The 20,582-nt window shown below is 73.5% G+C and carries 16 protein-coding genes; 9 read left to right on the forward strand and 7 right to left on the reverse strand.

Going from position 1 to position 20,582, the window contains the following annotated elements; genetic code table 11:
• Positions 1-19: 19 nt before the first annotated feature.
• Positions 20-1,924 carry an ABC transporter ATP-binding protein gene (locus ACIBTU_RS12675; protein ID WP_399126223.1) on the forward strand — a complete coding sequence of 635 codons (1,905 nt, stop codon included), beginning with the start codon at positions 20-22 and terminating at the stop codon, positions 1,922-1,924.
• Between the two features lie 50 nt (positions 1,925-1,974).
• On the opposite strand, the gene ACIBTU_RS12680 is transcribed toward ACIBTU_RS12675, so the two are convergent.
• The 4 genes from ACIBTU_RS12680 to ACIBTU_RS12695 all read right to left on the reverse strand — a co-directional run bounded on the left by ACIBTU_RS12680 (position 1,975) and on the right by ACIBTU_RS12695 (position 7,496).
• The gene (locus tag ACIBTU_RS12680; protein WP_399126044.1) at positions 1,975-3,201 is read right to left on the reverse strand and encodes an RNA polymerase sigma factor; all 1,227 of its coding nucleotides are present in this window, start codon (positions 3,199-3,201) and stop codon (positions 1,975-1,977) included.
• 129 nt (positions 3,202-3,330) lie between these two features.
• Complete coding sequence (gene dnaG, locus ACIBTU_RS12685) at positions 3,331-5,235, reverse strand: DNA primase (RefSeq protein WP_399126045.1); 1,905 nt, start codon at positions 5,233-5,235, stop codon at positions 3,331-3,333.
• Positions 5,236-5,269: 34 nt separating this feature from the next.
• Complete coding sequence (locus tag ACIBTU_RS12690) at positions 5,270-6,535, reverse strand: NAD(P)/FAD-dependent oxidoreductase (protein WP_399126046.1); 1,266 nt, start codon at positions 6,533-6,535, stop codon at positions 5,270-5,272.
• A 181-nt stretch (positions 6,536-6,716) separates the two neighbouring features.
• Complete coding sequence (locus ACIBTU_RS12695; protein ID WP_399126047.1) at positions 6,717-7,496, reverse strand: sulfite exporter TauE/SafE family protein; 780 nt, start codon at positions 7,494-7,496, stop codon at positions 6,717-6,719.
• 111 nt (positions 7,497-7,607) lie between these two features.
• On the opposite strand from ACIBTU_RS12695, the gene ACIBTU_RS12700 reads away from it, so the two are divergent.
• Complete coding sequence (locus ACIBTU_RS12700) at positions 7,608-8,636, forward strand: ArsR/SmtB family transcription factor (protein WP_399126048.1); 1,029 nt, start codon at positions 7,608-7,610, stop codon at positions 8,634-8,636.
• Here ACIBTU_RS12700 and ACIBTU_RS12705 read toward each other — a convergent pair.
• A complete protein-coding gene (locus tag ACIBTU_RS12705) occupies positions 8,617-9,960 on the reverse strand; it encodes a deoxyguanosinetriphosphate triphosphohydrolase (protein ID WP_399126049.1) in 1,344 nt (447 codons plus the stop codon). The two genes, ACIBTU_RS12700 and ACIBTU_RS12705, sit on opposite strands and share 20 nt — an antisense overlap.
• Before the next feature lie 25 nt (positions 9,961-9,985).
• Positions 9,986-10,855 carry a sirohydrochlorin chelatase gene (locus tag ACIBTU_RS12710; RefSeq protein WP_399126050.1) on the reverse strand — a complete coding sequence of 290 codons (870 nt, stop codon included), beginning with the start codon at positions 10,853-10,855 and terminating at the stop codon, positions 9,986-9,988.
• A 547-nt stretch (positions 10,856-11,402) separates the two neighbouring features.
• Between ACIBTU_RS12710 and ACIBTU_RS12715 the strand changes: the two genes are divergently transcribed.
• Both ACIBTU_RS12715 and ACIBTU_RS12720 read left to right on the forward strand, forming a co-directional pair.
• Positions 11,403-12,080 (forward strand): vancomycin high temperature exclusion protein, encoded by a 678-nt coding sequence (locus tag ACIBTU_RS12715; RefSeq protein WP_399126051.1) that lies wholly within the window; start codon positions 11,403-11,405, stop codon positions 12,078-12,080.
• A 97-nt stretch (positions 12,081-12,177) separates the two neighbouring features.
• Positions 12,178-14,265 carry a molybdopterin oxidoreductase family protein gene (locus ACIBTU_RS12720; RefSeq protein ID WP_399126053.1) on the forward strand — a complete coding sequence of 696 codons (2,088 nt, stop codon included), beginning with the start codon at positions 12,178-12,180 and terminating at the stop codon, positions 14,263-14,265.
• Positions 14,266-14,381: 116 nt separating this feature from the next.
• Here the strand turns inward: ACIBTU_RS12720 and cutA are convergent, their stop codons facing one another.
• Positions 14,382-14,705, reverse strand: a complete 324-nt coding sequence (gene cutA, locus ACIBTU_RS12725; RefSeq protein ID WP_399126224.1) for a divalent-cation tolerance protein CutA — start codon at positions 14,703-14,705, stop codon at positions 14,382-14,384.
• Between the two features lie 256 nt (positions 14,706-14,961).
• Between cutA and ACIBTU_RS12730 the strand changes: the two genes are divergently transcribed.
• The 5 genes from ACIBTU_RS12730 to nirD all read left to right on the forward strand — a co-directional run bounded on the left by ACIBTU_RS12730 (position 14,962) and on the right by nirD (position 20,568).
• On the forward strand, positions 14,962-15,480 hold the full coding sequence (locus ACIBTU_RS12730) for a hypothetical protein (RefSeq protein WP_399126054.1): 519 nt from the start codon (positions 14,962-14,964) through the stop codon (positions 15,478-15,480).
• Between the two features lie 152 nt (positions 15,481-15,632).
• Positions 15,633-16,265: a class F sortase gene (locus tag ACIBTU_RS12735; RefSeq protein WP_399126055.1), complete on the forward strand. Its 633-nt coding sequence runs from the start codon at positions 15,633-15,635 to the stop codon at positions 16,263-16,265.
• 199 nt (positions 16,266-16,464) lie between these two features.
• Entirely contained in the window at positions 16,465-17,688 is a 1,224-nt protein-coding gene (locus ACIBTU_RS12740; protein ID WP_399126056.1) for an NAD(P)/FAD-dependent oxidoreductase, read from the forward strand.
• A gap of 1 nt (position 17,689) precedes the next feature.
• Positions 17,690-20,221 (forward strand): nitrite reductase large subunit NirB, encoded by a 2,532-nt coding sequence (gene nirB, locus ACIBTU_RS12745; protein ID WP_399126057.1) that lies wholly within the window; start codon positions 17,690-17,692, stop codon positions 20,219-20,221.
• On the forward strand, positions 20,218-20,568 hold the full coding sequence (gene nirD, locus ACIBTU_RS12750) for a nitrite reductase small subunit NirD (RefSeq protein ID WP_399126058.1): 351 nt from the start codon (positions 20,218-20,220) through the stop codon (positions 20,566-20,568). The genes nirB and nirD overlap by 4 nt, the downstream gene beginning before the upstream one ends.
• Positions 20,569-20,582 lie beyond the last annotated feature (14 nt).

The following is a 20,582-nucleotide window of genomic DNA, read 5'->3' on the forward strand; positions in this document are numbered from 1 at the left end:
TGGGCCGATGGCGGCGCGGATGGCGGCCGGTGGGCCCGGTTCGCGGTCGATGGACTTCAAGGGGTCCGGGAAGCGGCTCCTCAAGCGGCTCGCCGAGCACCGGGCGGCGGTGGCCGGTGTGCTGGTCGTCGTGGTGATCAGCGTGGGGCTCTCGGTGGTCGGGCCGAAGATCCTCGGGCACGCCACCGACCTGCTGTTCGGCGGGATCGTCGGCGGTCAGATGAAGCCCGGGGCGACCAAGGAGCAGGTCATCGAGGGCCTGCGGGCCAAGGGTGACAGCGGCATGGCCGACATGCTCGGCGGCGTCGACTTCACCCCCGGTCAGGGCGTCGACTTCGACGCGATCGGGGAGGTGCTGCTGCTCGCGCTCGCCGTGTTCGCGGTGGCCGGCTTCTCGATGATGATCGGCACCCGGCTCGCCAACCGCGCGATCAACCTGGCGGTGGCCAAGCTGCGCGGCGACATGCAGGCGAAGCTGCAGCGGCTGCCGCTGTCGTACTACGACAAGCAGAAGCGCGGCGAGGTGCTGAGCCGGGCGACCAACGACATCGACAACATCGGGCAGACGCTCCAGCAGACGATGGGGCAGATGCTCAACTCGCTGCTGACCATCGTCGGCGTGCTGGTGATGATGTTCTGGATCTCGTGGCTGCTCGCGCTGGTGGCGCTCGTGACGGTGCCGCTCTCGGTGGTCGTCGCGGCGAAGGTCGGCAAGCGGTCGCAGCCGCAGTTCGTGCAGCAGTGGAAGACCACGGGTGTGCTGAACGCGCACATCGAGGAGATGTACACGGGCCACACGCTGGTGAAGGTGTTCGGCCGGCAGAAGGAGTCGGCGGAGCAGTTCGCCGAGCAGAACGAGGCGCTGTACGAGGCCTCGTTCAAGGCGCAGTTCAACAGCGGGATCATGCAGCCGCTGATGTTCTTCATCTCGAACCTGAACTATGTGCTCGTGGCCGTCGTCGGCGGTCTGCGGGTGGCGTCCGGGTCGCTGTCCATCGGCGACGTGCAGGCGTTCATCCAGTACTCGCGCCAGTTCTCGATGCCGCTGACGCAGGTCGCGTCGATGGCGAACCTGGTGCAGTCGGGCGTCGCCTCCGCCGAGCGGATCTTCGAACTGCTCGACGCCGAGGAGCAGTCGGCGGACCCGGAGACCCCCGAGAAGCCGGAACGGCTGCGCGGGCACGTCGAGTTCGAGCACGTCGCCTTCCGCTACGACCCGGACCGGCCGCTCATCGAGGACCTGTCGCTGACGGCGGAGCCCGGGCACACGGTCGCCATCGTGGGGCCGACGGGTGCGGGCAAGACGACGCTGGTCAACCTGCTGCTGCGGTTCTACGACGTCACCGGCGGGCGGATCACGCTCGACGGGGTCGACATCGCGAGGATGTCGCGGGACGAGCTGCGGGCCGGGATCGGGATGGTGCTCCAGGACACGTGGCTGTTCGGCGGGACGATCGCGGACAACATCGCGTACGGCGCGGCGAAGGATGTGTCCCGGGAGGACGTGGAGCGGGCGGCGCGGGCGGCGCACGCGGACCGGTTCATCCGGACGCTGCCCGACGGGTACGACACGGTGATCGACGACGAGGGGACGGGGGTCAGCGCGGGTGAGAAGCAGCTCATCACGATCGCCCGGGCCTTCCTGTCCGACCCCGTGATCCTCGTGCTCGACGAGGCGACCTCCTCCGTCGACACCCGCACCGAGGTCCTCATCCAGAAGGCCATGGCGCGGCTCGCCTCCGGGCGGACCTCGTTCGTCATCGCGCACCGTCTCTCGACGATCCGCGACGCCGACACGATTCTGGTCATGGAGAACGGGGCGATCGTGGAGCAGGGCTCCCACGAGGCCCTCGTCTCCGCGGGCGGGGCGTATCAGCGGCTGTACGAGGCCCAGTTCGCGCAGGCTGTCGCCGAGGTCGACTAGGCGCCGTGACGGGGCGTGGGGCCGCATTCGCTGCGGCCCCACGCCTCTGCTCAGTCCAGGTATCCCCGCAGTTGATCCGCGAAGGCGTGGTCCCTCAGCTTGTTGAGGGTCTTGGACTCGATCTGGCGGATGCGTTCGCGGGTGACGCCGAAGATGCGGCCTATCTCCTCCAGCGTGCGGGGGCGGCCGTCGACCAGGCCGTAGCGGAGCTGGACCACCTTGCGTTCGCGTTCGCCGAGGGTGGAGAGGACCGCCTCCAGGTGCTCGCGGAGCAGGAGGAACGCCGCGGACTCGACGGGGCTCGCCGCGTCGCCGTCCTCGATGAGGTCACCGAACGCCACGTCGTCCTCCTCGCCCACGGGGGCGTGCAGGGAGACGGGTTCCTGGGCCAGCCGCAGCACCTCGCTGACCCGCTCGTGCGGCAGCTCGAGGTGGGCGGCGACCTCTTCGGGCGTGGGCTCGTAGCCGCGCTCCTGGAGCATCCGGCGCTGGACGCGGACCACGCGGTTGATGAGCTCGACGACGTGGACCGGGACGCGGATGGTGCGGGCCTGGTCGGCGAGGGCGCGGCTCATGGCCTGGCGGATCCACCAGGTGGCGTACGTCGAGAACTTGTAGCCCCGCGCGTAGTCGAACTTCTCGACGGCGCGGATGAGGCCCAGGTTGCCCTCCTGGACGAGGTCGAGCATGGTCAGTCCGCGGCCCACGTAGCGCTTGGCGACGGAGACGACCAGGCGCAGGTTGGACTCGATGAGGCGGCGCTTGGCCATGCGGCCCATGACGACCAGCCGGTCGAGGTCCAGGGCGAGCCCGGAGTCGAGGGGGGCGCCCGAGGTGAGGCGTTCCTCGGCGAACAGGCCGGCCTCGACGCGGCGGGCGAGATCGACCTCCTCGGCGGCGCTCAGCAGCGGGATGCGGCCGATCTCGCGCAGGTACTGGCGGAACAGGTCGGAGGAGGGTCCACCGGTGTCGGCGCGGGCGGCGCGCCGCGGCTCGGGCGGATCGGCCGGCACGGTCTCGTCCGGCTCGTCCTGCGGGGCCCCGGCCGCTTCGGGGTGGTGCGCGGAGCGGCTCTGCGAGGGCACTGCGGGGAGCACGTCGTCCGCCGGGGCTGCGGGCGGTTCGGCCTGCGCCGTGCTGTCGCTCGGGGTGAGGGTCTGGGTCTGCACGGGGGCGACCTCCAGGTGATCGCTGCTGAGGCGTGCGGCCGAGGGGGCGTCCGTGCTCCGGCCGCGCTCCGGGGACTCAGGCACCGGACTCAGTGTGGGGTACGACACACTCCCGCCACGAGGGGTCTGCGATGACTTTCTGAGTCCGGTGCGTGACCGGACGGTTACCGAGCTGTAGGTTCGGCCGGCCTTCCCCGAGGGGCCCACCGCCAAACGGCGGATCGGTGCGCGGCCGGACTACAGAGCCTCGGCGCCGCGCTCCCGCAGGGCCTGGCCGTACTGCTGGAGCACCCACAACTCGTTCTGCACCGCGGCCAGTTGTGCCGGGTCGCCGCCGTTGCCGAGGCGGGTGAGGGTGCCCTGGACGTCGCGGATGCGGCGGTCGACGGCGCGGCGGCGGACCCAGACGAGCTGCTCGCCCGCGTAGGCCTCGTCGACGGTCTTGCGGTGGATGGCCTCGACGGCGAGCTCGGTGACCATGGCGCGCACGGCGTCGTCGGGCGCGGCCTCCCGGACGGCGACGAGATAGGCCTGCGGGTCCTGGACGCCCCACTCGGCGCCGCCCGCCTCCAGGACGGCCTGGCGTACGGCCGCGTAGGGGGCTGCGGTGAACTCGTCGATGCCGTACGCGTCGAAGGCCGGGGAGACGAGGTGCGGGTGCTGGAGGGCGAGCTTGAGGAGCTCGCGCTCGGTGGCGTAGACGGGGTTGCGCAGGGTGAGGGCGGGGCCTCCGAAGCCGGGGGCGGCGGGCGCGGCCGCGGCCATCGACGCGTTGCCCCCGCGGGCCGGGGCGGGGCCCTTGCCGCCGCGGTCGCGGGCCCAGCGGGCGATCTGGGCGACGCGCTTGACGACGAACTGGGTGTCGAGGATGCCGAGCATGCCGGCGAGCTGGACGGCGACCTCGTGCTGGGAGGCGCTGTTCTTGATCCGGGCGACGACGGGCGCGGCCTCGTCGAGCGCGGCGGCACGCCCGGCCGGGGTCTCCAGGTCGTAGCGGCTCACGATCTGGCGCAGCGCGAACTCGAAGAGCGGGGTGCGGGGTTCCACCAGGTCGGCGACCGCCTCGTCGCCCTTGGCGAGGCGCAGGTCGCACGGGTCCATGTTGTCCGGCGCGATGGCGATGTAGGTCTCGGCGGCGAACTTCTGGTCGTCCTCGAAGGCGCGCAGGGCGGCCTTCTGGCCGGCGGCGTCGCCGTCGAAGGTGAAGATGACCCGCGCCGACCCGTTGTCCATGAGGAGGCGGCGGAGGATCTTGATGTGGTCGGTGCCGAAGGCGGTGCCGCAGGTGGCGATGGCGATGGGCACCCCGGCGAGGTGGCAGGCCATGACGTCCGTGTAGCCCTCGACGACGACCGCGCGGGAGGACTTGGCGATCTCCTTCTTGGCGAGGTCGATGCCGTAGAGGACCTGGGACTTCTTGTAGATGGGGGTCTCGGGCGTGTTCAGGTACTTCGGCCCGTTGTCGTCCTCGCGCAGGCGGCGGGCGCCGAAGCCGACGACCTCGCCGCCGATGTCGCGGATGGGCCACATGAGGCGCCCGCGGAAGCGGTCGATGGGGCCGCGGCGGCCTTCCTGGGAGAGGCCGGAGAGGGTGAGCTCCTTGTCGGAGAAGCCCTTGCCGCGCAGGAAGCGGGTGAGGTGGTCCCAGCCGGCCGGGCTGTAGCCGACGCCGAAGTGGGCGGCCGCGGCCTGGTCGAAGCCGCGCTCGGCGAGGAACTTCCGCCCGATCTCGGCTTCCGGGGACTCCAGCTGGTCCACGTAGAACTGTGCGGCGATCTTGTGCGCCTCGACCAGACGGATGCGCTCCCCGCGCTGGTGGGAGGGGTTGTAGCCGCCCTCCTCGTAGCGCAGCGTGATGCCCGCCTGACCGGCGAGGCGCTCGACCGCCTCCGAGAAGGTGAGGTGGTCGATCTTCATCACGAACGTGATGGTGTCGCCGCCCTCCTGGCAGCCGAAGCAGTGGAAGAACCCCTTGCTCGGACTGACCTGGAAGGACGGTGACTTCTCGTCGTGGAAGGGGCACAGGCCCTTCAGGTTGCCGCCGCCCGCGTTGCGCAGTTGCAGGTACTCGGACACGACAGCGTCGATCGGGACCGCGTCCCGAACCGCTTTCACGTCGTCGTCATTGATCCTGCCTGCCACGCGTGAATTCTACGGGCACCGGCGGGAACTCCCTTCACTCCTCGAGCAGGGTGCCCAGCGGCACGGACGGATCGCCCAGGCGCTCGGCGCCGGGCCGGACGCCGGAGCGGATCAGCTTCTGGATCTGCTCCGTGACGTCCCACACATTCACGTTCATCCCCGCGAGGACCCGGCCGTCCTTGAGCCAGAAGGCGATGAACTCGCGCTTGCCCGCGTCGCCGCGCAGCACGACCTGGTCGTACGAGCCCGGGGGCGCCCAGCCCGAGTACTCCAGGCCGAGGTCGTACTGGTCGGAGAAGAAGTACGGCACCCGGTCGTAGACGACGTCCTTGCCCATCATGGCGCGGGCGGCGGCGGGGCCGCCGTTGAGCGCGTTGGCCCAGTGCTCGACGCGCAGGCGGGTGTCGAACAGGGGGTGCTGGACGGCGGCGACGTCGCCCGCGGCGTGGATGTCGGGGTCGGAGGTGCGCAGGGCGATGTCGACGGCGATGCCGCCGCCGTGCTCGCGGGGTGCCATCTCCAGGCCCGCGGCCTCGGCGAGGGCGGTGCGCGGGGCGGCGCCGATGGCGGCGAGCACGTCGTGCGCGGGGTGCTCCTCGCCGTCGTCGGTGAGGGCGGCGAGGACCATGCCGTCCTGGCCGCTGATCTCGGTGAGCCGGGCGCCGAAATGGAAGCGGACGCCGTGGTCGCTGTGCAGCTCGGTGAAGATCTGGCCGAGCTCGGGGCCGAGGACCGCGTGCAGCGGGGTGGCCTCCGGCTCGACGACGGTGACCTCGGCGCCGTACTGGCGCGCGGCGGCGGCGACCTCCAGGCCGATCCATCCCGCTCCGGCGATCACCAGGTGCCCGTTGTCCCGGCCGAGGGAGGCGAGGACGTGCTTGAGGCGCTCGGCGTGGGAGAGCCGGCGCAGGTGGTGGACGCCGGCGAGGTGGGTGCCGGGGATGTCGAGGCGGCGCGGCTCGGCGCCGGTGGCGAGCAGCAGCTTGTCGTAGCGCACGGCGGTGCCCTCGCCGAGCTGCACGGTCTTGGCGGTGCGGTCGATGGCGGTGACCGTCTGGCCCAGGTGGAGCTCGATGTCGTTGCTCGCGTACCAGGCCGGTTCGTGGACGAAGACGCTGTCGCGGTCCTCCTTGCCCTGGAGGTAGCCCTTGGACAGGGGTGGGCGTTCGTACGGGTGGTCCCGTTCGTCCCCGATCAGGATGACCCGGCCGGTGAAGCCCTCCGAGCGGAGCGTCTCGGCGGCCTTCGCGCCGGCGAGCCCTCCCCCGACGATGACGAACGTCTGGTCCGCGTCGACCACGTGATTCCTCCTCGTTGCCAAGCCGTCAAGCCCGTCAAGCCGTGCCGTCATATGCGAGCGTCCCGCACGCAGCGTGATGCGGGAAGAGGGCGCGGCCCGATCACAGCACCTTTCTCTCCGTTTTTCAGCGGTTTTCTCCGATTTTTCCTTTGGGGCGATTTCGGCGCAGCCCGACGGGCCGTCACGCCCAGTGGTCGAGAGCCAGCTTCGTGACGAGGGCGACGACCGTGCAGAGCAGGGCGGCGCGCACGAATCCGGCGCCCCTTCGGATGGCCGTACGGGCGCCGATGGCTCCGCCGGTGATGTTGGCGAGGGCCATCGCGGCGCCGGTCGCCCACAGGACGTGGCCGAGGGAGGCGAACAGGACGAGGGCTCCCAGGTCCGTGCCGACGGAGACCGCCTTGGCGGTGGCCGAGCCCTTCAGGAAGCCGGTGCCGAGCGTGGCGGTGAACAGGGCGACGAGGAGGACGCCGGTGCCGGAGCCGATGGCGCCGCTGTAGTAGCCGATGACGGCGACGGCAGCCAGGGCCCGGCGGCCGGGTCTGCGGGGCCGCTCCCCCGGCCCGTCCGGGGTGCGCCCCTGCGCGACGCCCGCGCCGAACAGGCCCCAGACGCCGACGGCCAGCAGGGTCACCAGGACCGCCGGCAGGAACACTCCCTCGGGCAGGTACGAGGCGGTCATCGCGCCCAGCAGGGAGGTCGGGATGCCGATCAGGGCCGCTCGGACGGTGCCCGCGCCGTCCAGGCCCACGCGTCTCGCGTACGTCAGGGCCGCGGACGAGGTGCCGGTGATCGCCACCAGCTTGTTCGTGCCGAGCAGCGTCGCCATGGGGGCGGTGGGCAGCAGCACCATCAGGGCCGGTACCTGCACCAGTCCCCCGCCGCCGACCACCGCGTCCAGCCATCCCGCCGCGAGCGCCACCGCGAGCAGCGCGCACCAGTCCACCCCGTCCACGGCCATCCCCCGATATCCCCGTGTCCCCCGTGCTTCCCCGCGCCCAACCGTGCGGTAATGGCGGGGAGTTGTGGGGTAATTCGTCCACAACGCAAAGGGAGCGGGGGGATCCTGGCGATGCTGCGTATCGAGGTCACGGGGGAGGATCTGGCGCGGCTCCGTGTCGCGCCGGACACCGATCCGCTGTGGGAGATCGTGCTGAGTCTGCATCTGCTGCAGAACCGTCAGGCGGCCGTGGTGTTCGACCCGTGGCGGCGCGAGGTGCGGGCGGCGCTCGCGCGGAGCGGGCTCACGGAGGTGACGGCGGCGCTGACCCGGCTGTCGCCGTGGGCCGCGTACTTCCCGGACTTCCTCACGCCCGGCCAGGGCGGCGGCGGCCTGGAGGAGGGGGTCGAGGCGGTGCTGAGCACGCCGCTGCGCAGGCTGTCGGCGGAGCTGTCCGAGGTGTACGCGCACGGGCCGGTGCCGCCGGGGGTACGGCGGCTCGCGGAGGGGGACGTGGGGGCGCTGGAGCGGCTCGGGCGGGCGCTGCGGGCGTACCACTCCATCGCGGTCGCGCCGTATCTGCCGGCGATGCGGGGCGCGGTCGCCGACGACCGGTCGGTGCGGGCGGAGGCGGCGCTGCGCGGGGGCGGGGCCGGGCTCCTGGAGAGTTACGGGCCCTCGGTGGCGCTGGACGCGGGGGCGCTGGTCGCCGCGTACCCGGTGGCGCGCCGACTGCCGCTGGGCGGGCGGCCGCTGACGATCGTGCCGGGGTTCTTCTGCGTGGTGGCGCCGGTCGTGCTGGCCGACGACACGCTCGACCCGGTCCTCGTCCACCCGCTGGGCCCGGCCCCGGGCTGGCTGGCCCGCACCCGCGCGCACGGCGCGGCTCCGCCACCGGTCACCCAACTGATCGGCCCGACCCGGGCCCTGGTCCTCGACGCGCTGGAACATCCGCGCACGACCGGCCAGTTGGCGGAGCTGCTCCGGCTGACGGCCTCGACGGCGAGCCGACACGCGACGGTCCTGCGCGAGGCGGGGCTCGTCACGTCGGAGCGGCGCGGGAACACGGTGCTGCACCGCAGAACGCCCCTCGGGGACGCGGTCATGGACGGGGGGCGTCTCGGAGGGGGCGCGGCGGGGGTCAGGCGCGGGGGGCCGTGAGGGAGGCGTGCAGGGAGCGGGCCGTGGCGTCCGTCAGGGAGGCGATCTGGTCGATCACCACGCGCTTGCGGGCCCGGTCGTCCGGGGCCTCGTCGAACAGGGCGCGGAACTGGGGGTCCAGGCCGTCGGGGGCGCGGGCGGTGAGGGCCTCGGCCAGTTCGGCCACGACGACGCGCTGGTCGGCGCGGAGCACCTCCTGCTGGGGGCGCTGCATCACGTAGCGGTCGGCGACGGCCTTGAGGACGGCGCACTCCAGGCGGGCGTCGCGCGGGACAACCAGTTCGGCCCCGTACCGGGTGAGGCGGCCCGAGCCGTACCTGGCTCGGGTGGCGCCCTCGGCGGCGAGGCAGAAACGGCCGATGAGCTGGCTGGTGGCGTCCTTCAGGCGGGCCTGCGCGACGGCGGTGCCGTCGTAGCCGTGCGGCCACCACTCCTGGTCGAGGAGCCGGTCGAGGGCGGCGGCCAGCTCGGCGGGGTCGGTGTCCGCCGGCACGTAGCGCCCGACGGCGACCGCGAAGACGTCGGCGCGCTCGGGCTCGGCGTGCAGCACGTTCGGGTCGAGGTGGCCCGCGTGCAGGCCGTCCTCCAGGTCGTGCACCGAGTACGCGACGTCGTCGGCCCAGTCCATGACCTGGGCCTCGAAGCAGGTGCGCCGGCCGGGCGCGGCCTCCCGCACCCAGTCGAAGACCGGCCGGTCGTCCTCGTACACACCGAACTTGGGCGAGTCGGGGTCGGTGGGGTGGGCGCCGCGCGGCCACGGGTACTTGGTGGCGGCGTCGAGGGCGGCGCGGGTCAGGTTGAGTCCTACGCTGACGAGTTCGCCGGTGCCGGGGGCGTGGACGAAGCGCTTCGGCTCGATGCGGGTGAGCAGGCGCAGGGACTGGGCGTTGCCCTCGAAGCCGCCGCAGTCCTCGGCGATCTCGTTGAGCGCCTGTTCGCCGTTGTGCCCGAAGGGCGGGTGGCCGAGGTCGTGCGAGAGGCAGGCCGTCTCGACGAGGTCGGGGTCGCAGCCGAGCGCCGCGCCGAGCTCCCGGCCGACCTGGGCGCACTCCAGGGAGTGGGTGAGGCGGGTGCGGGGGCTGGCGTCCCAGTGCCGGCTGCGGGTGCCGGGCGTGACGACCTGGGTCTTGCCGGCGAGGCGGCGCAGCGCGGCGGAGTGCAGGACGCGGGCGCGGTCGCGCTGGAACGCGGTGCGGCCGGGGCGCTTGTCGGGCTCGGGGGCCCAGCGCTCGGCCGCGGCGGTGTCGTAACCGGTGTCGGTGTCGTAACCCGTGTCGGTGTCGATGCCTGTGTCGTGCGGGCCGTTCGTGTTGCTGCGTTCCATGGGGCGACAGTAGACGGCACCACTGTCAGGCGGTCGCCAGATCCGGCAGAGCGGTGTGCGGGGCGGTCTGCGGGGCGCCGGTCAGCGCGGTGTCGTAGCGGTGCAGGACGAGGCGGGCGAGGGCCGGGTGGGTGCCGAGGGGGGCCGCCGCGATGCCGGGGGCGGCGGCCGCGGCCTGGGTGGCGAAGCGGCCCGGGGCCGTGAAGTAGGCGGCGACTGCGGTACGGGGCCTGCCCTGGGCGGCGAGGGCGCGGACGGCCGCCGGCACGTCGGAGGCCTCGGCCGAGCCCGGGTGGGCCGGGATCACGGGGACGCCGAGGCGGTGGGCCAGCAGGTCGGCGGTACGGCGGATGTCGACGGCGGCGTCGGGGTCGCGGGAGCCGGCGGCGGCGAGCACCACGCCGCTGCGGCGGCGGGCCCGTTCGGACTGCTGCGCCGGCCAGCCGGCCTCGGTCAGGCGGTCGTGGAGGGCGTCCGCGAGGAGGGGGTGGGGGCCGAGGGGGGCGGCGACGCGGGTGCGGAGGTGGTCGGCTGCGTCGGCCGCGCCGGGGATGTCGTGCTTGACGTGGTGGCCGCGCGAGAGGAGGAGGGGGACGAGGACGGCTCGGCCGGGGCGGAGTCGGGTGAGGGTGTCGGTGAGCAGGGGCTCGTCGAGTTCTATGTGCCCCAGGTGGACGGGGAGGGCGGGGCGGAGCTCCTGGATGCGATGGGCGAGGGCGGTGACGGTGGTGAGGGCGCGGGGGTCCCGGCTTCCGTGGGCCACGAGGACGAGGGCCGGTGGTTTCCTGCGGCCGCGCAGGGAGACGTGGCTGAGCTGGTCGCCGAGCTGGTCACTGATCATGGTGAGGAGTCCTGCCGTGCTGGTGGTGCCCGTGCTTTCGAACTCGTCCGTCATGGAGTGATCGTGCCGGGTGGGGGTTGCCGTGTTGTTGCGGGCCGGTGACGAGTGGTTGCCGCGGGATCACTGGGCGGGGGGTTCGTGGGTGAGCGGCGCCTCTGTGCGGGTGCCCCCGGCGGGGCGGGATCTTCGGTGAGCGGGGCCGGTGTGCGGGTGGTCCCGGCGCCGCCGTGGTGTGATCGCTCTCCTCTCGGGCCGCCGCCCGGTGGGGCTTCTCGCGCAGTTCCCCGCGCCCCTGGCGGGGCGCACCTGCCCCTCGACCTCAACTTGCCGCGGCCCTTCCCCCACCCATCCGCCACCTCCGGAGGCGTCGGCCCGGCGCCCCGCCTCGGGCAGCACCCCGGGCACGGGTATGCCCTCCCGTATCCCTGGTCCTGGGCAGTCCGCCGCCCACCGACGGCCGCGCGCCTGCGCGGCGGAGCCGCAGGTCGATACAGCGCCGGCCCGAAAGGAATGGCCCCGGGGCGCGAACCTTCTGCGGGGTCGTGGCGTCTGGGTCGGTGACAGGGAAGTTCCGCCGGCTCGTGCGAGGAGAGAGTCACCTTTGAAGCTGCCCGGAATCAGGTTGCGGCTGCCCCGGACCACGCGGGGGCGGCGCGTCGTCGTGCAGGCCCTCATGGGGCTGTGCGTGCTCGCGCTGCTGCCGGCGACGTGGCTGTTCGCGTCGACCGGTGACCGGGTCAAGGCGCTCGGGGACGTGCCCCGTACCGACGTGGCCGTCGTGTTCGGCGCGGGGCTGTGGGACGGGGAGCCCTCTCCCTATCTGGCCCACCGGCTCGACGCCGTGGCGGAGCTGTACCGTACGGGCCGCGTCCGGGCCGTCCTGGTCACCGGCGACAACAGCACCGAGGACTACGACGAGCCCGACGCCATGCGGGACTACCTGACCCGGCACGGCGTACCGGGACGCGCCGTCGTGAGCGACTACGCCGGGTTCGACACCTGGGACTCCTGCGCACGGGCCCGCAGGATCTTCGGGGTGCACCGCGCGGTCCTGGTCAGCCAGGGCTTCCACATCCGGCGGGCGGTGGCCCTGTGCGAGGCCGCCGGCGTGTCCTCGTACGGCGTCGGCGTGGACGAACCGCACGACGTGACCTGGTACGCGGGCGGCGCCCGGGAGGTCCTCGCGGCAGGCAAGGCGGCCCTCGACGCGATCGTCCGCCCCGACCCGCATTTCCTCGGCCCGCGCGAGAGCGGCATCGAGGACGCCCTGCGCCGCTGACCTCACGGCCGACCCCCGGGCGCGGGGAGGACCGCGTACCCCGTGCGTAACCGCCCCACCCCTCACCGCGTAACAACGGGCCCGCACGCTGACCCGTATGCACACGGTCACCGCCTCCGAGCCGCCCGCCGCCACCCCCACGCACTGCCCGTACTGCGCGCTGCAGTGCGGGATGCGGGTCGCCCCGGACGCCACGGTGAGCGGGCGGGAGGACTTCCCGGTGAACCGGGGCGCCCTGTGCGGCAAGGGCCAGAGCGCCGCCGAGGTCCTGTCGTCCCGGGTGCGGCTGACCGGCCCGCTCGTGCGCAGCGCCACGACAGGCCGCCTCGAACCGGCCGGCTGGGACGAGGCCCTGGACACGATCGCCGCGGCCCTCGACCGGGCCCGCACCGCGCACGGCCCGGACGCGAACGCCGTGTTCGGCGGCGGCGGCCTCACGAACGAGAAGGCGTACGCGCTCGGCAAGTTCGCCCGCACGGTGCTGCGGACCTCGCAGATCGACTACAACGGCCGGTTCTGCATGTCGTCGGCGGCGGCGGCCGGCCAGCTCGCGTTCGGGCTCGACCGGGGGCTGCCGTTCCCGCTGGAGGACATCCCGCGCACCGGCTGCGTCCTGCTCGTCGGCTCGAACCCGGCCGAGACGATGCCGCCCGCCCTGCGCTATCTGACCGAACTGAAGGCCAACGGCGGCACGTTGATCGTCGTGGACCCGCGCCGCACCCGTACCGCCGAACTCGCCGACCTGCACCTGGCCCCGCGCCCCGGCACGGATCTCGCGCTCGCCCTCGGCATGCTGCACCTCGTGGTGGCGCAGGGCCGCACCGACGAGGCGTACATCCGGGAGCGGACCTCGGGCTGGGAGGGGGCGCGGGCCGCCGCGATGGCGCACTGGCCGGAGTACGTGGAGCGGGTCACCGGTGTGCCGGTGCCGCGGCTGCGCGAGGCGGTCGACCTGTTCGCCGGGGCCGGTGAGGCCATGGTGCTGACCGCGCGCGGGCCCGAGCAGCAGGCCAAGGGCACGGACACGGTCTCCGCATGGATCAATCTGGCCCTCGCCACGGGCCGCCCGGGCCGCCCGCACTCCGGCTACGGCTGTCTCACCGGCCAGGGCAACGGGCAGGGCGGCCGCGAACACGGCCAGAAGGCCGACCAGTTGCCCGGCTACCGCAAGCTCGCCGACCCGGCCGCCCGCGCCCATGTCGCCGGGGTCTGGGGCGTGGCCCCGGAGTCGCTGCCCGGCCCCGGCCGCTCCGCGTACGAGCTGCTCGACGCGCTCGGCGGTGACATCCGCGCGCTGCTCCTCATGGGCTCGAACCCGGTCGTCTCGGCGCCCCGCGCGGCCCACGTCGAGCAGCGGCTGCGCTCCCTCGACTTCCTCGCCGTGGCCGACGTCGTCCTGTCCGAGACCGCCGAACTCGCGGACGTGGTGCTGCCGGTGACGCAGTGGGCGGAGGAGACCGGCACGGTCACGAACCTGGAGGGCCGCGTGCTGCTGCGCCGCCGCGCCCTCACCCCGCCGGACGGCGTCCGCTCCGACCTCGAAGTCCTCCGCGAACTCGCCGCCCGCCTCGCCCCCGACCTGGAGAAGGGCTTCCCGGCCGACCCCGAGGAGGTCTTCGGCGAGCTGCGCCGCGCCTCGGCCGGCGGACCCGCCGACTACGCGGGCATCTCCTACGAGCGTCTCGCCGAGGGCGACGGCGTCTTCTGGCCCTGCCCCGACCCGGACGGTCCGGGCACGCCCCGCCTCTTCCTCGACCGGTTCGCGCACGAGGACGGCCGGGCCCGGTTCGTGCCGGTGACGCACCGTCCGGCCGCCGAGGAGCCCGACGCGGAGTACCCGGTGCATCTGACGACGGGCCGGGTCGTCGCCCAGTACCAGTCGGGTGCCCAGACCCGCCGCGTCGACGAGCTGAACCGGGCGGCCCCGGGCCCCTTCGTCGAACTGCACCCCCGGCTCGCGGCGCGGCTCGGTGTGGCCGAGGGCGAGGACGTGGCCGTCGTCTCACGGCGCGGCCGCGCGGTCGCTCCGGCCCGTCTGACCCCAGGCATCCGCCCCGACACGGTCTTCATGCCCTTCCACTGGCCGGGCCCGGGCCGCGCCAACACCCTGACCAATCCCGCGCTGGACCCGACCTCACGCATGCCCGAGTTCAAGGTGTGCGCGGTCCGCGTCGAACGGGTGTAGGCGGGCATGCCCGTCGGGGAAATGCGCCCGAAGGGCATGCATTTCAGGGGCGCGGGGAACTGCGCGACCAGCCCCCACCGGGCGGCACTCGGCGACGAGACCGGCGGAGCTACGGTTCAAGCCGTCTCGCCCCGCACCCAGCCGAGGTAGCCAGGCGCACCCCGAACGACCGGGACGGCCACGATCTCGGGCGTGTCGTAGTCGTGGTGGTCCGTCAGCCAGCGTTCCAGCTCCGGGTACCGCGCCGCGGTCGTCTTCAGAAGCACCTGGTACTCCCGGGCCGTCTCGACCGCACCCTCCCACCGGTACACGGACGTCACCGCCGCGGACACCTGCGCGCACGCGGCGAGCCGGGCCTCGACGGCGCCGCGGGCCAGGGTGTCCGCCCGGTCCGGGGCGTCCGTCGTCGTCAGTACGGTCAGCACGGTCTCGTCGGTGATCTCCACGCCCCCATTGTGACCTCCGCGCCCCGCACCGCCGCCTGACGGAGCGTCCGGTCACCCGGTCGTACGCCCGCCCCGCACCCCGCGCCCCGTATCTTCCGCCACGCCGATGACCTGCGATGACGCATCCGTCACCCCGTCAGAACCCCTGCCCGACCCGAAAATCTGACGTGGCATCAGCAGGCGTGCGGCGGCGACTGGTACTTACCTCGGTCTTGCAGGGCGCGTCCGACGCCCGCGAAGGAGCTCCACCATGCGCACAGGCCGACCGCTGACCGCCGCCGCGTTCGCCGTCGCCCTCGCCGGGCTCGGCGCCGCCCCGGCCGCCGCCGCGCAGGGCGGGCTCGAGGTCTATCCCGCGACGGCCGCCCCGGGCACCACGGTCACCGTGGACACCACCGCGTGCGGCACCCGCGGCTCGGCGGCCGGTGACGCCCGCACGGTCGGCGCGGGCGCGTTCACGCTCGCCCCGGCCTCGGACGGCGACAACGCGGCGGGACGCTTCACGGTGCCCGCGTCGGCGCAGCCCGGCACCTACGAGATCGTCGCGAAGTGCGCCGGCGGGACGCGCGTCACCGGCGACCTCATCGTGTCGCTCGCCCAGGCCGACGCGTCGGGCGCGCAGATGCCGAAGGGGCATGTGAAGACGGGGGTCGGCGGCGCGCTCGGACCCGACCCCGTACAGACCGCGGCGGGCGTGGCGGCTCTGGCCGTCGCCGCCGCGGGCGGTACCTGGCTCCTGCATCGCCGGGCGAGAGGCGAGGGGATCTGAAGGGATCCGCAGGAGTCACCCGGACGGAACGGGTCGCGGACATCCTCCGCCGTCCGTGACCCGTCCGCCCACCGGTACCGCCAGTCCCCACCCCTCCGGCCGCACCCCCTCGCGGACCGGAGGGGCGGGAGACGTACGCCCCAGGAGGTCCCGTGCGATCGGGCAAGGCCGTCAACTCCGCGATAGCGACCGTCACCGCGATCTCCCTCGGCACGGGGGCCTGGCTGCTGTCCACCAACTCCGGCGGGCATCCGCCCCCGCAGCCGTCCGCGGCGCAGGCCCGTCCGGGCACCGACCGGTACGCCCCGCCCGGCGTGGCCCCGCTGTCCCCGTCCCCGCCCGACCGCATCCGCATCCCGTCCATCCGGGTCGACGCGCCGCTCATGGGGCTGCGGCTGACCCGGAGCGGCAGCCTCGACGTGCCGCCGCCGCAGAAGAAGAACCTGGCCGGCTGGTACGAGGCCGGGACGAAGCCGGGTGAGACGGGTACGGCGGTGGTCGCCGGGCACGTCGACAACGCCGACGGGCCCGCCGTCTTCTACGACCTGGGCGCCCTCACGCGGGGCCGCACGATCGAGATCGACCGGCGGGACGGTTCCGTGGCCGTCTTCACGGTGGACTCCGTCGAGGTCTACGACGCGAAGTCCTTCCCGGACCGGACCGTGTACGGGGCGAGCCGGCGCCCCGAGCTGCGGGTCATCACGTGTGGCGGCGCGTATTCCCGGGGTACCGGGTACGAGGGCAACGTAGTGGTCTTCGCCCACCTGACCTCCAGCCACCAGTAGCTCGTCGGCCGACCGCCGGTGGGAACTGCGCGAGAAGCCCCACCGGGCCGCACCCGCCGACGACGAGGAACCCGGCAGACGCGAAGGCGGCGCCCCGGCGCCGCCTCACAAGAGCCGGAAGGACCCGCGGAGCACCCCGTACCGCGGGAGAAACCGACGGGACGCCCCCGAGAAACACCCACCCCGCACGCTGAACAGCATGCCCGCACCGACCCCCCGCCCAGTGATCATCGGCACCGGCCTCGCCGGCACCCGCCTGGCCCAGCGCCTGGGCGAGGACGCCGTGCTCATCGGCGAGGAACCGCACGCCCCGTACAACCGCGTGCTCCTCGCCGAGGTCCTGGCCGGCACGTACGCCCCGGACGTCATCGCCCTCCCCCGCACCCCCGCCCCGCACCTGCGCACCCGCGCGGTCCGGATCGACCGGGAGCGCCGCGTGGTCCAGTGCGAGGACGGCACCGAAGTCCCGTACGAGACCCTGGTCCTGGCCACCGGCTCGAACCCGGTGCTGCCCCCGCTGCGCGGCCTGTTCGCCCCCGGCGCCGCCGAACTCCCCCTGGACGTGCACGCGTTCCGCACGATGGACGACTGCCTCGCCCTGTCGCGGGCCGTCACCGAGGGCACCCGCGCGGTCGTCATCGGCGGCGGTCTGCTGGGCGTGTCGGCGGCCCGCGCGCTGGCCCGGCGCGGCGCCCAGGTGGTGCTGACGCAGCAGGCGGAGCGGCTGATGGAGCGCCAGCTCGACCCGCGTTCGAGCGCGCTGGTGCGCCGGCACCTCGCCGAGCTGGGCGTCGAGATCCACACCGAGTGCCGGGTCCGCGGCGTCCGCGTCGAGGACGGCCACGTCCGCCGCGTCGAACTGCACGACGGCTTCATGCTCGACACCGACGTCACCGTGCTGGCCTGCGGGGTGCGCCCCCGCACCGGTCTCGCGCAGGCCGCGGGCCTCGACGTGCGCAAGGGGATCGTCGTCGACGACGAGCTCCGCACCAGCGACCCGCACATCCGCGCGGTCGGCGACTGCGCCCAGCACGCCGGCACGGTCTACGGCCTGGCCACCCCCGCCCTCGAACAGGCGGACGCGCTCGCCGCGCTCCTGACGGGTACCGAGGCCGCCTACACCGGCACCCGCACCCTGACCCGCCTCACCCTCCCGCACGAGGCCGGCCCCCTGGACCTCGCCGCGTTCGGCGAGCCCGACCCGCTGCCCGGCGACGACGTCGTGCAGCTCACCGACGCCACCCGCGGCACGTACCGCAAGGTCGTGGTCCGCGGCGACCGGCTGGTCGGCGGCGTCCTGGTCGGGGAGCTCGCCAGCGTCGGCGCGCTCGCCCACGCCTGGGAGGCGAACGAATCCCTGGCCGCCGACGACGCCGTCGGCGCGCCACTGCTCCATCTGCTCACCCACGACGGAGGCCTCTGACATGCCCACCCTCGTTCTCATCGGCCACGGCATGGTCGGCCAGCGCTTCCTCGAAGCCGCCGCCGAGCGCGGCCTGACCCGCAGCCACCGCGTCGTCGTGCTCTGCGAGGAGCCGCGCCCCGCCTACGACCGGGTCCAGCTCACCTCGTACTTCTCGGGCACGACGCCCGAGGAACTGTCCATGACGGACCCGGAGTTCATCGCCGAGCACGGCATCGAGCTGCACGTCGGCGACCCCGCCGTCGAGGTCGACCGCGCGAGCCGCACCGTGCGGGCCCGGTCCGGCCTGGAGATCACGTACGACACGCTGGTCCTGGCCACCGGCTCGTACCCGTTCGTGCCGCCCGTCCCCGGCAAGGACGCGACGGGCTGCTTCGTGTACCGCACGATCGAGGACCTGTACGCGATCGAGGAGTACGCGAAGAACCACGCGACGGTCGGCGCGGTCGTCGGTGGCGGGCTGCTCGGCCTGGAGGCGGCGGGCGCGCTCAAGGGGCTCGGACTGACCACGCACATCGTGGAGTTCGCGCCGCGCCTGATGCCGGTGCAGGTCGACGATGGCGGGGGCGCGGCCCTGCTCAGGACGATCGGCGACATGGGGCTGAGCGTCCACACGGGCGTCGGCACCCAGGAGGTCGTCACCGGCGACGACGACTCCGTACGGGCGATGAAGCTGTCGGACGGCTCGGAGCTGGCGACCGACCTCGTCGTCTTCTCGGCCGGGGTACGGCCGCGCGACCAGCTGGCCCGCGACATGGGTCTGACGGTCGGAGAGCGCGGCGGCGTAGCGGTCGACGCGGAGTGCCGCACCAGCGACCCGGCGGTGTTCGCGATCGGCGAGTGCGCCATGGCCGTGGACGGCCGGGTGTACGGGCTCGTGGCGCCGGGCTACGAGATGGCGCAGACGGCCGCCGACGCGATCCTGGGCACGGCGGGCGACGGGTTCACCGGCGCCGACCTGTCCACCAAGCTGAAGCTGCTCGGCGTGGACGTGGCCTCGTTCGGCGACGCGCACGGGGCGGCGGAGGGCTGCCTCGACGTCGTCTACTCGGACTCGCGCTCGGGCACGTACAAGAAACTCGTGATCGGCGCCGAGGGAGAGCTGCTCGGCGGCATCCTGGTCGGGGACGCGGACGCGTACGGGACGCTGCGGGCGCTGACCGGCACCGTGCCGCCCGTCGCGCCGGAGGCCCTCGTCCTGCCGGCCGGTGCGGGCGCCCCCGCTCAGCTCGGCCCGGAGTCGCTGCCCGACGACGCCGTCATCTGCTCCTGCCACAACGTCACCAAGGGCGAGATCTGCGCGCACACCTCGCTGCCCGAGGTGAAGAAGTGCACCAAGGCCGGGACAGGCTGCGGGAGTTGCGTCAAGCTCATCGGGCAGCTGCTGCCGAAGTCCGGCGACGGCGGCCTGTGCGGCTGCTTCGCGCTGACCCGGCAGGAGCTGTACGAGATCGTGCGGGTCAAGCGGATCACGACGTTCGCGCGGGTCCTCGACGAGCACGGCCGGGAGACGGCGCGCGGCGGCGAGGGCTGCGAGGTGTGCAAGCCGACGGTCGGCTCGGTCATCGCCTCGCTCGCCCCGTCGATCGGCGCGGACGGCTACGTCCTCGACGGCGAGCAGGCGGCCCTCCAGGACACGAACGACCACTTCCTCGCCAACCTCCAGAAGAACGGCTCCTACTCGGTCGTGCCCCGGGTGCCCGGTGGCGAGATCACCCCGGAGAAGCTCATCGTGATCGGCGAGGTGGCCCGCGACTTCGGCCTCTACACGAAGATCACGGGCGGCCAGCGCATCGACCTCTTCGGGGCGCGCGTGGATCAACTCCCGGCGATCTGGGGACGATTGGTCGACGCGGGCTTCGAGTCGGGGCACGCGTACGGGAAGGCGCTGCGCACGGTGAAGTCCTGTGTCGGGCAGACCTGGTGCCGCTACGGGGTGCAGGACTCGGTCCGCATGGCCATCGACCTGGAGCTGCGCTACCGGGGCCTGCGCTCCCCGCACAAGCTGAAGTCGGCGGTGTCCGGCTGTGCCCGCGAGTGCGCGGAGGCCCAGTCGAAGGACTTCGGCGTGATCGCCACGGCCAACGGCTGGAACCTGTACGTGGGCGGCAACGGCGGCATGACCCCGCGCCACGCCGACCTGCTCGCGCAGGACCTGAGCGACGCCGAACTGATCCGGCTGATCGACCGCTTCCTGATGTTCTACATCCGCACCGCCGACCGCCTGGAGCGGACCTCTACCTGGCTGGACCGGATCGAGGGCGGCCTCGACCACGTACGGGACGTCGTCGTCCACGACCGGCTCGGCATCTGCGACGAGCTGGAGTCCCTGATGCGGGCGCACGTCGCGAACTACCGCGACGAGTGGGCCGAGACCCTCGACGACCCCGAGCGGCTCGCCCGCTTCGTCTCCTTCGTGAACGCGCCCGGCACCCCCGACCCGACGGTCCGCTTCGTCCCGGAGCGCGACCAGATCAAGCCCGAACTGCCGCTGATCTCGCTGGCCTCCCTGGAAGGAACCGCAGCCCGATGACCCTGACGACGATCGCCCCCGCGACCACCGTGCAGCTCGCTCTGGACGATGAGTGGCTGGAGGTGTGCGACCTCGACCGGCTCGTCCCCGGCCGGGGGGTCGCCGCCCTCCTGCCCGACGGCCGGCAGGCCGCCCTGTTCCGCGACCGCGCCGGGCGGGTCTACGCCATCGACAACACCGACCCGTTCACCGGCGCGGCCGTCCTCTCGCGCGGCCTGCTCGGCACCGCCGAGGGCCGCCCGTTCGTCGCCTCCCCGCTCCTGAAGCAGCGCTTCGACCTGGAGACGGGCCGCTGCCTCGACGACGAGGGGATCGCCGTCGAGGCGTACGAGGTGCGCGCGGCCTGACCCGTCGGCGGGCG

The organism is Streptomyces sp. NPDC050145 (genome assembly GCF_044460245.1).
Lineage (GTDB): Bacteria > Actinomycetota > Actinomycetes > Streptomycetales > Streptomycetaceae > Streptomyces.

Excerpts from the sequence above, each read along its gene's own strand:
- nirB (WP_399126057.1), top strand. The coding sequence starts at position 17,690 with ATGCCCACCCTCGTTCTCATCGGCCACGGCATGGTCGGCCAGCGCTTC.
- ACIBTU_RS12705 (WP_399126049.1), bottom strand. The coding sequence starts at position 9,960 with ATGGAACGCAGCAACACGAACGGCCCGCACGACACAGGCATCGACACC.
- ACIBTU_RS12720 (WP_399126053.1), top strand. The coding sequence starts at position 12,178 with ATGCACACGGTCACCGCCTCCGAGCCGCCCGCCGCCACCCCCACGCAC.
- ACIBTU_RS12730 (WP_399126054.1), top strand. The coding sequence starts at position 14,962 with ATGCGCACAGGCCGACCGCTGACCGCCGCCGCGTTCGCCGTCGCCCTC.
- ACIBTU_RS12710 (WP_399126050.1), bottom strand. The coding sequence starts at position 10,855 with ATGACGGACGAGTTCGAAAGCACGGGCACCACCAGCACGGCAGGACTC.
- ACIBTU_RS12740 (WP_399126056.1), top strand. The coding sequence starts at position 16,465 with ATGCCCGCACCGACCCCCCGCCCAGTGATCATCGGCACCGGCCTCGCC.
- nirD (WP_399126058.1), top strand. The coding sequence starts at position 20,218 with ATGACCCTGACGACGATCGCCCCCGCGACCACCGTGCAGCTCGCTCTG.
- ACIBTU_RS12700 (WP_399126048.1), top strand. The coding sequence starts at position 7,608 with ATGCTGCGTATCGAGGTCACGGGGGAGGATCTGGCGCGGCTCCGTGTC.
- ACIBTU_RS12695 (WP_399126047.1), bottom strand. The coding sequence starts at position 7,496 with ATGGCCGTGGACGGGGTGGACTGGTGCGCGCTGCTCGCGGTGGCGCTC.
- ACIBTU_RS12675 (WP_399126223.1), top strand. The coding sequence starts at position 20 with ATGGCGGCCGGTGGGCCCGGTTCGCGGTCGATGGACTTCAAGGGGTCC.